This is a genomic window from Sporosarcina sp. P7, from assembly GCF_002743425.1.
Taxonomy (GTDB): Bacteria; Bacillota; Bacilli; order Bacillales_A; family Planococcaceae; genus Sporosarcina.
Genome location: NZ_PDZF01000001.1, coordinates 461,175 through 473,856, shown reverse-complemented (window position 1 = coordinate 473,856; position 12,682 = coordinate 461,175). Strand labels below are relative to the sequence as shown.

Genomic DNA, 12,682 nt, shown 5'->3' with positions numbered 1-12,682 from the left:
GAGAATCAGCCTTTTTTGATTTGAAGTTGGTTGAGTTCAAGAACGACTTAGACCCTCAGTGGAAAGTTAAGTAGGGGATACGAGGAGATGGCAACTCCAGCCTCCTTATTTCATTCAACAGGGTACACATACAACTTTGGTAGCTCTGGATCATCCCTCACCATTGCATCATCTGGAAACTTCTTCAATTCCTTGTACATCGCGAAATCTCCAGCTGCTCCGCCAATTAGCATCGCGCCTAACAGCAACAGCACACCGTCATTGAAATACAATGCACTAATGGCAGGCAACACACCCGTCATCCAAAAGGGCAGTAACAACGCTTTGCGAATGCCTTTGTTGTCCATTAACTGATCTGCGGTAGCATACGCAACCCCCATCTTCAAATTGACGCCATACGCCATGTTCTTCCAAGGCACATTACAAAAAATGCGGAAACCGAGCAAATGAAAAAACTCATGTATAACGATCAATAAAATATATCCGGCCAAAGCATAGACAAAATACCACACTGAAAAAGACAGAGATAGTCCACCTTGTAACAGACCACGGATTATTAAAAGTGCTATGAGCGGTAGGAGAGTGAGCCAAAGACTTTGCTTCGCTATTTTCTGTAAATCAAGCTCGACAATGACAGGCTGTTGTTCTTCCATGCGAGATCACTCCTTATATTCATTTAGTATAGTATATTGGTGGTTGATATTCCAATTGCAATGTGGTAACATGTACTGATGTGAGTAATATTAAATTTACTTACTCCTTGCCCACTTGTAAAAGTAGGGCCCAAGTCCATAAGGAGGTGACTATTGATGAGAAAGTACGAAATTATGTACATTATGCGCCCAACTCTTGAAGAGGATGCGAAAAAAGCGTTGATTGAACGCTTTGATACTGTTCTAACTTCAAACGGAGCGGAAATCATCGAGTCGAAAGAGTGGGGCAAGCGTCGTCTTGCTTACGAAATCGACGACTTACGTGAAGGTTACTACCAATTAGTAACTGCTAACGCTGGTGCAGAAGCAATCGATGAATTTACACGTCTAGCGAACATCAACGAAGGTATCATTCGTCATATGACAATTCGTGTAGATGCGTAATCTGATATAAAGTTTAAAAATTTATGATGAGGGAGGTTTGATTCTGAATGATAAACCGTGTCGTTTTAGTTGGCCGATTAACAAAAGATCCTGAGCTGAAATACACACAGACTGGAATTGCTGTAACACGTTTTACATTGGCAGTGAACCGTGCGTTCGCTAATGCCCAAGGAGAACGGGAAGCAGATTTCATCACATGTGTAGCTTGGCGTAAACAGGCTGAGAATATCGCGAATTACTTACGAAAAGGAAGTCTAGCCGGAGTAGATGGTCGTATACAGACGGGCAGCTTCGAAGGTCAAGACGGTAAGCGTGTTTACACGACAGAAGTTGTTGCGGATAGTACTCAATTCCTGGAACCAAGAGGAGCCAATACAGAACGTCAGCAAACGCCATCTTATGGTGGGGGAGCGCCTTCTTATAACGCACCCTCTCAAGACCAGGGACAAGGATACAATAACCAGCAATCCTACCAACCGAATCAGCAAAATATGACACGTGTCGATAATGATCCATTCCAACCAGGCGGCGGTCCGATTGAAGTAACAGATGACGACTTGCCATTCTGATAGAACGGTTCACTTGATACGTAAATAGGAAGGAGGACAACAATTATGGCACCACGTCGTGGAGGTCGCAAACGCCGTAAGGTTTGCTATTTTACTTCTAACCACATTACGCACATCGACTATAAAGATGTAGATTTGTTGAAGAAGTTTATCTCTGAGCGCGGAAAGATGTTGCCTCGTCGAGTTACTGGTACAAGCGCTAAATACCAACGTAAATTGACGATTGCAATTAAACGTGCACGCATCATGGCACTACTTCCGTTTGTATCTGAAGAGCGGTAATATATAAACCGCCACTGACTGAGTTATTCAGTCAGTGGCGGTTTTTTATTTATCACGAAAGTCTTATATCCCAAAGTGCTTTATGCATCCATTTTACTGGAAACTGCAACTGCCTGTACTTTTGATTTCACATCGAATCATGATACAATTAGAAGGATGATTGTCACTTTATATGAATTTAGGAATGTAACACTTTGTCCTCTTATTATTGACAGGCGGCAAAAGAAGCAAAGAATGAATTGGGGCGTAGATATGCAAGATCAAGCAAGTAGAATTACGTACGGTGCGATGATGGTAGCACTCTTTGCCATATTACTGGCAATGACTTTATACGTACCATTACTCGGCTTATTGACAATATTGCTCGTTCCATTGCCCATTACGATTTATCGTTTACGTTATGGCCGGACATCTACACTGATGATGGCGATGTGTACATGGCTTATCACATTATTGATTGGCGGTTTGCTTTCCATTCCAGCAGCAGTTGTATTAAGTGCTGTTGGATTCGTTATCGGTGATACCGTGCGGACGGGCAAGACGAAACTTTACGTATATATGGCAACAGGTGTCACATTGCTCATTTCATTGAGCCTATTGTATCTTGGTACTGTGTGGTTCATGAAAATTAATCCGATTGAACAGCTGATGCAACAATTTTCAACTATTCAGCAAGAAGCGCTTGTGATCATGTCGGGAATGGGAAATTCAACTAGAGATATAGAAAGAACCGTGGCAGAGGCATTCACGTATTATCAAACTATTGTGCCCTCATTGTTCATCTTATCTGTTTTTGTAACAGCTTATCTGTTCGTTATGCCAATTTTGGCGGTTGCAACACGTTTGCGTTTTGAAGTTCCTAAATTTGCTTCTTTCCTTACTATGCGCCTTCCACTTGCAACGTTATTGGTTTATCTAGCACTGCTGTTGATTTCCGTTTTGTCGCAGCCGGAACAAGGAACGACATTTTATCTACTGGAGGCAAATGCCATTCTCATCTTTAGATTCTTATTCTTCTTACAAGGTTTGGCGTTAATTTACTATGCATTGCGCAAGATGAAGCTTCCAATGATCGTCAATGTGCTAGCTACATTATTCGCCATGTTCCTCAGTCCCTTCACCGTAATGTTGGGTGTTTTGGATATCGCCATTAACATTCGTACATGGATAGATAAAGACAAGAGAGCGTAGGAGATGAGATAGTGAATTTAATTTATAAAAAACGCGGGATACGAATTCCATTAGCATTCTTGTCTCTACTCGGTGCGGTAGGTTCCGTACTACTAATGCTATTGAATTTTTGGGTTGGACTATTTTTTGCCATCGCTTATGCACTCGCACTAGGCATCGCTTGGAAAGTAGAGAATGATAATTACCTGGAAACTGAGAAATATATTGAAACCTTGTCCTATCGAATGAAAAGGGTAGGAGAAGAAGCGTTGCTGGAATTACCAATCGGTATTATTTTGCTGAATGATAAGCAATTAATCGAATGGGTCAATCCATTTATTAACTCCATTTATCCTGACAAGACTTGGGTTGGGTCACAGCTTTACGAAATGAATGAAGCATTCCGTCAGGTGATCAGAGAAGACAGTGAGCAAGATGTCATTGTATTAAATGATCGCTCTTACCGTGTCTATTACAAACCAGAAGAGAAACTGATCTATCTATTTGACGTAACAGAACGTATGAAGATGCAATCCCTTTACTATGCTGATCGAACAACGATTGGGATTTTGTTGGTTGATAACTATGATGAATTGTCTCAGACGATGGACGACCAGACACGAAGCCAGATGAACTCCCTCGTTACTTCATTGGTCAATCAATGGGCAGATGAATATGGGATCTTCGTAAAACGAATTTCTTCTGAGCGCTTCTTGGCTGTTTTCAATGAAGGTACTTTAGAATTATTGGAGAAGACGAAGTTTTCATTGCTCGATACGATTCGTGAGAACACGTCTAAACACAGCGTATCTCTTACATTGAGTATTGGGGTAGGGACAGGTACTACGTCGCTTACAGAACTTGGTGAACTGGCACAGTCGAGTTTAGATTTAGTTCTCGGACGTGGCGGTGACCAAGTAGCTATTAAACACCATGATGGGAAACTTAAATTCTATGGCGGTAAGACAAACCCTGTTGAAAAGCGTACGCGGGTGCGTGCAAGAGTTATTTCACATGCACTACGTGATTTAATCCAAGATAGTGACCGCGTGTTCGTCATGGGTCACAAAATGCCTGACATGGATGCGATTGGTGCGTCGATTGGTGTACGCAAGATGGCAAAAATGAACGGTGTCGAAGGCTATGTCGTCGTTAATTTCGACCAGCTTGATGCTAGTGTCAGCCGTTTGATGGATGAAGTGCAGCAAGACGAAGAATTATATGATCACATGTTGATGCCTGAAGAGGCATTGGAATTGATGACGGAGCGTTCGTTGGTCGTTATCGTTGATACGCATAGGCCAAGTATGGTTATTGATGAGCGCGTACTGGACAAGGCACAGAAGGTTGTATTAATCGACCATCATCGACGTGGAGAAGAGTTTATCAATAACACTGTGCTCGTTTATATGGAACCATATGCATCTTCGACAGCGGAACTTGTAACGGAATTGCTGGAGTATCAGCCAAAGAACGAAAAGTTGACGATGTTGGAATCGACAGTGATGCTGGCGGGTATTGTTGTTGATACGAAAAGCTTTACACTTAGGACAGGTTCTCGGACATTTGAAGCCGCTTCCTACTTGCGGACGAATGGTGCCGATACCGTGCTAGTACAGCGTTTATTGAAAGAAGATATTGAGACATATATTGAACGATCAAAACTAATTGAGACTGTGGAATTTGTGGGCAATGGCGATATTGCGATTGCGCGAGGGCAAGAGGAAGTGGTGCACAGCTCTGTACTAATCGCACAGACAGCCGACATTTTGCTGACAATGCAGGGCATTTCTGCTTCATTCGTCGTCGCAAAGCGTGATGATGGAAAAATTGGTATTAGCGCCCGCTCATTGGGCGAATTGAATGTTCAAGTCATTATGGAAGAATTGGGTGGTGGCGGTCATTTAACGAATTCTGCTTGCCAATTAAGCGTAGATACGATGGATGAAGCAATCACTATGTTAAAGGACGTACTAGATCAATACGTTGAAAGGGGAAATGAATGATGAAAGTTATTTTTTTAAAAGACGTTAAAGGAAAAGGTAAAAAAGGTGAAGTGAAAGAGGTTTCAACTGGATATGCACAAAACTTTTTATTGAAAAATAATGTAGCAGTTGAGGCAACTCCAGGTAATTTAAGTAAGTTGCAAGGTCAGAAGGATCGCCAAATGAAAGATGCGGCTGCGGAATTGGCAGAAGCTAAAGAATTAAAAGAGCAAGTCGAAAAGTTGACTGTAGAGCTACAGGCGAAAACTGGTGAAGATGGGCGTCTATTTGGTTCTATCACATCAAAGCAAATCGCCCAAGCGTTAGAAAAGCAAAATAAAATTAAAGTAGACCGCCGCAAAATGGAATTACCTGAGCCAATTCGTGCACTAGGTTTTACAAATATTCCGATCAAATTACACCCTGATGTAACAGCGACACTTAAAGTGCATGTTACGGAAGAATGACAAGGAGATAATAGCTTGAACCAGATGATCGAGCGCACACCTCCGCATAACAACGAAGCAGAGCAGTCGGTCCTTGGGGCGATATTTTTAGAACCACAAGCACTGATTACCGCGTCTGAAATATTGTTGCCGGAAGATTTCTATCGAATCGCACATAAAAAGATTTTTGAAACCATGCTTATACTAAATGACCGTGGCCAACCAGTCGATTTGGTGACAATCGCCGAAGAGCTTAAAGTAAAAAATGAGCTTGAAGACGTTGGAGGTATTTCATATATCACAGAGCTTGCCAACGCGGTTCCGACTGCTGCAAATATTGTCTATTATGCTAATATCGTAGATGAAAAAGCATTACTACGCAGATTAATCCGCGTTGCAACGGACATTGTAGAAGACGGTTATACAAGGGAAGATGAAGTAGAAGCTTTACTTGGTGAAGCCGAGAAGAAAATGATGGAAGTGTCCAATCGGAAAAACGCCGGCGACTTCCGCCATATCAAAGATGTATTAGTGGAGACGTATGACAATATTGAGTTATTGCATACCCGTAAAGGGGACGTAACAGGTATTCCAACCGGTTTCCGTGATTTGGATAAGATTACGGCAGGCTTCCAACGCAATGATTTGATTATCGTGGCGGCTCGTCCGTCTGTCGGTAAGACTGCGTTTGCGTTGAACGTAGCACAAAACGTGGCAACGAAGACAGAAGAAAATGTCGCGATCTTCAGTCTCGAGATGGGTGCTGAACAGCTGGTCATGCGTATGTTATGTGCAGAAGGAAACATTGACGCGCAAGTACTGCGTACAGGTACCCTTGAAGCAGACGATTGGCGCAAGCTGACAATGGCTATGGGGTCATTATCAAATGCAGGTATCTTCATTGATGACACTCCAGGTCTGAGAGTCAATGAAATCCGTTCAAAATGTAGACGGCTACAACAAGAACACGGTCTCGGCATGGTGATGATTGACTATATGCAACTAATCATGGGAAGCGGTCGTGGTAGTGACAACCGTCAACAGGAAGTATCTGAGATCTCCCGCTCATTAAAAGGACTAGCACGTGAACTGAAAATTCCAGTCATTGCACTATCACAGCTTTCACGGGGTGTTGAACAACGCCAAGACAAGCGCCCTATGATGTCCGATCTTCGAGAGTCAGGGAGTATTGAGCAAGATGCCGACATCGTTTCCTTCCTTTACCGGGAAGATTACTATGACAAAGAAACTGAAATGCAAAACATGATCGAAATCATTATTGCCAAACAACGTAACGGCCCAACCGGTACTGTGACGCTGGCATTTGCAAAGGAATACAACAAATTCCTCAATATCGATTGGAGCCAGCATGAATCACCACCGTCTTACGAATAAAACAGCGCATCCTTCTTCTATGACCATAGAAAAGGATGCGCTGTTTTTCATCGTTTCAAGCAAGCTGTCCCTACCTGAAAAAGTGCGATTTTGCACAAATCGTGATAGAGTTAGAGGATATGGAATTATATATTTCAGCTGTAGAATAAGGTTGTAACCATAGAAAAAATAGATACGTGTTCGCTGTGCCACACAAGTGTATATCGTATAACTTTGTCGTGGAACAAAAACGTAGCAAAAAAATTTGATCGCCTAGTAGGGCGAGAAAGGAACAAATCATGCAAAATAAAACTATATTTATCGTAGACGATGAGAAACCCATCGCAGACATCATAGAATTTAACTTGAAAAAGGAGGGCTTCAACGTCTTTTGCGCATACGACGGTGAAGATGCGATCAACCGAGTAGAAGAAATTCAGCCGGACCTTATGCTTCTTGATATTATGCTTCCTAAACGTGATGGCATGGAAGTCTGTAGGGAAGTACGAAAAAAGCATGATTTCCCGATCATCATGCTGACAGCAAAAGACTCAGAAATTGATAAAGTCTTAGGGCTTGAACTAGGCGCAGATGATTATGTCACGAAGCCCTTTGGTACAAGGGAGTTAATTGCCCGGGTCAAAGCCAACTTGCGTCGTCATGCAAGAACTATAGCGGAAGATCAAGAAGAAGAAACGAACGATATTACGGTGGGTCAACTTGTCATCCAACCGGATGCGTACTACGTTCAAAAGCGTGGAGTGACAATTGAACTGACACATCGTGAATTTGAATTGTTGTATTACCTGGCAAAACATATCGGTCAGGTGATGACACGTGAGCATCTACTACAAACGGTATGGGGTTATGATTATTTCGGCGATGTACGAACAGTTGATGTAACGATTCGACGTCTTCGGGAAAAGATTGAAGATACACCGAGCCATCCAAATTGGATCGTCACAAGACGTGGGGTAGGTTATTACTTGCGTGACCCGGAACAGGAGTAAGCCATTATGCATAAAGTAGGTTTTTTCCGGTCCATTCAAGTCAAATTTGTCTTGATTTACGTCCTGCTTATACTTGTATCCATGCAGATTATCGGGCTGTATTTTGCTCGTGAATTGGAACAAACATTAAAGGATAACTTTACGAATTCAATTGTAGACCGGATGAATTTAGTCGAGTTCAGTGTGCGAGAGGAAATTACAAAAAAACGTAAAGACAATGATCCTACACTAGAACAAAGCTTAAAAAATGTCTTGGTCGAGTTCACATCAGATGACATTATTGAAATACGGGTTATAAATCCAAAGTATCGTATTCTAGCGACATCTTCATTCGAAAATCAGATGAGGGTAGGGCAACATTCGACCAATGATAATGTGCGAAAGTCCATAACGTCAGAGACCATGAAAGATGTTGTGACGATTGATCCGCAATCTCATAATCGCGTGCTTTCCTTAGCTAAACCAATCTTTAACGGCAATGAAATTGTTGGCTCGCTCTATGTAGAAGCCAATATTGAATCCGTTTTTCAACAAATTGAAGAAATCAATAGGATATTGGCGGGGGCAGCAGCCGTCTCCCTTACCATTACAATACTAGTTGGGATCTTCATTGCCAGGGCATTTACCCGGCCAATATCAGACATGCGAAGACAAGCGCAGGCGATGGCAAAAGGGAACTTCACCCGAAAGGTTAAAGTATATGGTTCGGATGAGATGGGTCAGCTAGCCATCGCATTCAATCACTTAACTAACCAGCTGCAAGAATCACAGTCGACTACTGAGAGCGAAAGGCGAAAGTTAGCCTCAGTTCTGGAAAATATGACGGACGGCGTCATTTCTACCGACCGTAAAGGACGAGTTAGCCTAATTAATGACTCCGCCCTGCAGATGCTTGGAGTAACGAACGATCTTGTCATAAATCGCCCCATCGCCAGTATTCTCGGTATAGACGATGAGTTTACGTTTGAAGAGCTAATTCAGATGAAAGAATCAATTCCACTGGATTTTAGTACAGAAGATCAGGCATATATTTTACGTGCGACAATTTCCGTTACCCAGCGTGAAACAGGATTTGTAAACGGCTTGATTGTCGTATTGCACGATAATACCGAGCAAGAAAAAATTGATATGGAACGTCGGGAGTTCGTGTCAAATGTTTCACATGAACTGCGAACTCCACTCACTACAATGCGCAGTTATCTAGATGCATTGGCAGAAGGGGCTTGGCGTAATGAGGAAATCGCTCCGAACTTCTTACATGTTACGCAAAATGAAACTGAGCGAATGATCCGTCTCGTGAATGACTTACTGAAACTTTCACGTATGGATAGTAAAGAATATGAATTGAATAAAGAATGGGTGGAATTTAACCGATTCTTTAATGCGGTTATCGAGCGTTTTGAATTTTCCAAGTCGCAAAATGTACGATTCACACGGAATTTGTATTCAAGCAGTCTATTTGTGGAGATCGATACCGATAAACTAACGCAAGTACTAGACAATATTATTTCAAATGCCTTGAAGTATTCGCCAGATGGTGGGGAAGTTCGCTTCGGTGTAACGATATCAGGTGATTATATTAAAGTGATGATTTCAGACGATGGAATGGGTATACCAAAGTCCAATGTCAATCGAATTTTCGATCGTTTCTATCGCGCAGATAGAGCTCGTTCCCGTGCACTTGGCGGAACCGGTCTGGGCCTCGCAATCGCTAAAGAAATGATCGTGGCGCATAAAGGAGATATTTGGGCACAGAGTGAGGAAGGAAAAGGAACGACAATTTTCTTCAAGCTACCATTTGAACAACAAGAGGATGGTGAGTGGGATTGAAATACATCGAAATAATTAAATCCATTGTATTGTTGTTGCTCGTCTCACTGAGTGTCCTGTTTACCTTTGAGGTTTGGAACTATTCACCGAATTATGAACCAATGGAACAACTACAGACTGTGGATATATCCATTTCTGAGAAGAAAACAATCGATGAAATCATCAAGCCATATAAAATAATTACCACTTTAAAAGATCAGGTACTAGGTTCTACAGATACCGAAAAAATCGACAGAATCCTGAGAGAAATGAATACATGGGAATTATCTAATCTACAGCTAGTTAGACAGGACATGAATAAGTTTAATATTGCACAAACCTTGCGGCAACCGAGTCAAATGGCGCTCTACTTCACTGGGGAAGTGCCCATGTTGGTCTATGACAATGTATTACCAGTCGACGACGTGAATATTCCCGAAGCTACCTTTAATCGTCTGGTCATTGACTGGAGTCAATCTACACAAGCGCCAGTTATTCATTTACTGAGTGAAGTGAGCGGCTTGCATTATCAGGTGCAGGTGACGCTGCCGAATAAAACAAGCTTTTTGCGTAACGTAGTGGATGTTGGTCAGTCATTCGATGAATATGCAGAAATTGATCGTGGCAATGCACCATTTCTTGCGGTGCCAAAAGATCCAATAACCATTATGCGTAATACGTATTACCAGGAAGAAATCAATCCATTACGTTTCCGTGATGCATTGTTCAGTGACCCTAACGCCGTACGACGTAATCAAGTGAATCCAACCAATGAAGAATACGGAGACGATCACGCGTTCATGAATGTCGATACCGAGATTAAAAGGTTGAGTTATGTCATGCCTGCAGTAGAGAGTCAGGAGTTCGCGCTACCTTCGGAGTTATTGCTGAATACTATCGATTTTATCAATGAACATGGTGGCTGGACGGATGAGTTCCGCTATGCCTATATGAATCCCTATTCCCGTTATGTCCGGTTCCAACTATATATTGATGGTTTGCCAGTCTTTAGTGATCAACCAGGCATAAGCGAAATCACGGAGACATGGGGAGATATGCGTGTATTCAAATATATACGTCCTTATTACACATTAGATGTGAACATCGAACCGGTACAAGAGAAACTACCTTCAGGAGTGGAAGTGGCGGAGTCTTTACGTGAATCGGAAGAGCTAAACTTTGATTTGATTGAGGAAATCACTCCCGGTTATTATATGATCCATGATATAGAACGCAAATTAATTATTTTACAACCTTGCTGGTATTACCTTATCAAGGATAACTGGTTTCGCCACGCTCCAGAAGAATTGCAAGGAGGTGGCGTAATTGGATTGGAATAGAACCAAAACCATCTTTATTATCGTCTTTTCCATTCTAAATGTCTTCTTGTATTGGCTCTATTTAGACAGACAAATGAGTGTCGGAAGTATGCAGAGTCTCGGGAAAACATCGATTGAAGAAACATTGGCGCTAGAGAATATTACGTATGAACCCATTCCTTTCACTAAAAAAGATGTTTCGTATTTATCAGCTCATATTGCCACCTTTTCCAATGAAAAGTTAAAAGGGTTAAGTAACCAATCATTTGTCTTGATTGAAAAATCACGATTACTGTCCCATATGAAAAAAGCAGTAAAAGTAACCGAAGGAAAAGGCGAATATTACTTTGACGAGTTCTTAAGGAAGTATGTGCTCCACGGCGAAGATTACGTGCTATGGGATGTAGACGAAGAGGAGCAGAGCGCTGTATTTTTCCAACGGGTAAAGAACGAAACTATCTTCTACAGTCCGAATGCCATGCTCATCATGCACTGGGGTAAAGATGGCGAAGTGACGCATTACGAACAAAGTATGCTCGACGAATTCTTAAGTTTTAATCATAAAAAGGATTTACTATCGCAAGACGATGCGGTCTCTTCGCTTGTTACACGTGGCTATTTAAAACCCGATTCCACTGTTATGCAAGTCAAGTCAGGTTATTCAACACTTGTTCAACTAACGGAAACTCAAGTATTTGCACCGACGTGGAATGTTCAGGTAAAATTGAAAGATGGGACGATAGAAAATTACTTCATCAATGCGATTGAAGGAAAGGTCATCGAGTTCCAATCGGATATAGTAGAAGAATCGACAGAATAGGAGTTTTCCACATGCGATTTAGCATTTTGGCGAGTGGCAGTACAGGCAACTCGATATATATAGAGACAGATGAGCATGCTTTTCTAGTAGATGCCGGCATGAGCGGTAAGAAAATTGAAGGTTTGCTCAGATCGATCAATCGCTCGATGAAACAAATTGACGGCATTTTCGTCACACATGAACACAGTGATCATATTAAAGGAATCGGCGTACTTGCCCGGAAGTATAAAACGCCAATCTATGCCAATGCCAAAACGTGGCAGGCGATGGACGGACTTGTAGGGGAGATTCCCGTTGATCAGCGTTTTCACTTCGACATGGAAACGGTGAAAACATTTGGCTCACTGGATATCCAGTCATTTGCGGTATCCCATGACGCAGCGGACCCAATGTTCTATACGTTCAATGAAGGTAATCGTAAACTTGCGATTATTACTGACACAGGCTATGTTAGTGATCGTATGAAAGGTCATATCCAAGGAGCTGACAGCTTTGTATTTGAAAGCAATCATGACGTCAGCATGCTACAGATGGGCCGTTATCCGTGGTCCATTAAACGTCGTATACTAAGTGACGTGGGCCACGTATCGAATGAGGATGCAGCTGTTGCAATGAGTGAAGTAGTAGCTCAAAAAGAAGCGCATATTTATTTAGCCCATCTTAGCTTAGATAATAATATGAAAGACTTGGCGCGCATGAGCGTAGCACAGACCCTTGAAGACTGCGGTATTCGTGCAGGGGAATTTGTCCACTTGCATGACACGGATGCATCAGAATCTACAGAGCTTGTGCTAGTCTGAA

13 protein-coding genes are annotated in these 12,682 nt (G+C 42.1%); 12 read left to right on the top strand and 1 reads right to left on the bottom strand.

Annotation, left to right across the window (positions count from 1 at the left end; all coding sequences use genetic code 11):
- Positions 1–110: 110 nt before the first annotated feature.
- Complete coding sequence (locus CSV60_RS02495; protein ID WP_099635881.1) at positions 111–653, bottom strand: DUF3267 domain-containing protein; 543 nt, start codon at positions 651–653, stop codon at positions 111–113.
- A 156-nt stretch (positions 654–809) separates the two neighbouring features.
- Between CSV60_RS02495 and rpsF the strand changes: the two genes are divergently transcribed.
- The 12 genes from rpsF (at position 810) to CSV60_RS02435 (ending at position 12,681) form a co-directional block, all read left to right on the top strand.
- Entirely contained in the window at positions 810–1,097 is a 288-nt protein-coding gene (gene rpsF, locus CSV60_RS02490; RefSeq protein ID WP_085132250.1) for a 30S ribosomal protein S6, read from the top strand.
- A 47-nt stretch (positions 1,098–1,144) separates the two neighbouring features.
- Entirely contained in the window at positions 1,145–1,666 is a 522-nt protein-coding gene (ssb, locus tag CSV60_RS02485) for a single-stranded DNA-binding protein (RefSeq protein ID WP_099630353.1), read from the top strand.
- A 45-nt stretch (positions 1,667–1,711) separates the two neighbouring features.
- Positions 1,712–1,948 carry a 30S ribosomal protein S18 gene (rpsR, locus tag CSV60_RS02480; protein ID WP_099635880.1) on the top strand — a complete coding sequence of 79 codons (237 nt, stop codon included), beginning with the start codon at positions 1,712–1,714 and terminating at the stop codon, positions 1,946–1,948.
- A gap of 234 nt (positions 1,949–2,182) precedes the next feature.
- A complete protein-coding gene (locus CSV60_RS02475) occupies positions 2,183–3,139 on the top strand; it encodes a DUF2232 domain-containing protein (protein ID WP_158232883.1) in 957 nt (318 codons plus the stop codon).
- 11 nt (positions 3,140–3,150) lie between these two features.
- Positions 3,151–5,124 carry a DHH family phosphoesterase gene (locus CSV60_RS02470; protein WP_099630356.1) on the top strand — a complete coding sequence of 658 codons (1,974 nt, stop codon included), beginning with the start codon at positions 3,151–3,153 and terminating at the stop codon, positions 5,122–5,124.
- A complete protein-coding gene (gene rplI, locus CSV60_RS02465) occupies positions 5,124–5,570 on the top strand; it encodes a 50S ribosomal protein L9 (RefSeq protein ID WP_099630357.1) in 447 nt (148 codons plus the stop codon). The genes CSV60_RS02470 and rplI overlap by 1 nt, the downstream gene beginning before the upstream one ends.
- Positions 5,571–5,594: 24 nt before the next feature.
- Positions 5,595–6,944, top strand: coding sequence for a replicative DNA helicase (gene dnaB / locus CSV60_RS02460; protein WP_369803139.1), 1,350 nt, complete (start codon positions 5,595–5,597; stop codon positions 6,942–6,944).
- Between the two features lie 278 nt (positions 6,945–7,222).
- On the top strand, positions 7,223–7,933 hold the full coding sequence (yycF, locus tag CSV60_RS02455) for a response regulator YycF (RefSeq protein WP_099630359.1): 711 nt from the start codon (positions 7,223–7,225) through the stop codon (positions 7,931–7,933).
- Positions 7,934–7,939: 6 nt separating this feature from the next.
- Entirely contained in the window at positions 7,940–9,763 is a 1,824-nt protein-coding gene (gene walK, locus CSV60_RS02450) for a cell wall metabolism sensor histidine kinase WalK (RefSeq protein WP_099635878.1), read from the top strand.
- Positions 9,754–11,082 (top strand): YycH family regulatory protein, encoded by a 1,329-nt coding sequence (locus tag CSV60_RS02445; RefSeq protein WP_099630361.1) that lies wholly within the window; start codon positions 9,754–9,756, stop codon positions 11,080–11,082. Before walK ends, CSV60_RS02445 begins: the two co-directional genes overlap by 10 nt.
- Positions 11,069–11,881 carry a two-component system regulatory protein YycI gene (locus tag CSV60_RS02440; protein WP_099630362.1) on the top strand — a complete coding sequence of 271 codons (813 nt, stop codon included), beginning with the start codon at positions 11,069–11,071 and terminating at the stop codon, positions 11,879–11,881. The genes CSV60_RS02445 and CSV60_RS02440 overlap by 14 nt, the downstream gene beginning before the upstream one ends.
- Positions 11,882–11,892: 11 nt before the next feature.
- Positions 11,893–12,681, top strand: a complete 789-nt coding sequence (locus CSV60_RS02435) for an MBL fold metallo-hydrolase (RefSeq protein ID WP_099635877.1) — start codon at positions 11,893–11,895, stop codon at positions 12,679–12,681.
- The last annotated feature ends 1 nt before the right edge of the window (position 12,682 follow it).

Excerpts from the sequence above, each read along its gene's own strand:
- CSV60_RS02495 (WP_099635881.1), bottom strand. The coding sequence starts at position 653 with ATGGAAGAACAACAGCCTGTCATTGTCGAGCTTGATTTACAGAAAATA.
- rpsF (WP_085132250.1), top strand. The coding sequence starts at position 810 with ATGAGAAAGTACGAAATTATGTACATTATGCGCCCAACTCTTGAAGAG.
- ssb (WP_099630353.1), top strand. The coding sequence starts at position 1,145 with ATGATAAACCGTGTCGTTTTAGTTGGCCGATTAACAAAAGATCCTGAG.
- rpsR (WP_099635880.1), top strand. The coding sequence starts at position 1,712 with ATGGCACCACGTCGTGGAGGTCGCAAACGCCGTAAGGTTTGCTATTTT.
- CSV60_RS02475 (WP_158232883.1), top strand. The coding sequence starts at position 2,183 with ATGAATTGGGGCGTAGATATGCAAGATCAAGCAAGTAGAATTACGTAC.
- rplI (WP_099630357.1), top strand. The coding sequence starts at position 5,124 with ATGAAAGTTATTTTTTTAAAAGACGTTAAAGGAAAAGGTAAAAAAGGT.
- dnaB (WP_369803139.1), top strand. The coding sequence starts at position 5,595 with ATGATCGAGCGCACACCTCCGCATAACAACGAAGCAGAGCAGTCGGTC.
- yycF (WP_099630359.1), top strand. The coding sequence starts at position 7,223 with ATGCAAAATAAAACTATATTTATCGTAGACGATGAGAAACCCATCGCA.
- walK (WP_099635878.1), top strand. The coding sequence starts at position 7,940 with ATGCATAAAGTAGGTTTTTTCCGGTCCATTCAAGTCAAATTTGTCTTG.
- CSV60_RS02435 (WP_099635877.1), top strand. The coding sequence starts at position 11,893 with ATGCGATTTAGCATTTTGGCGAGTGGCAGTACAGGCAACTCGATATAT.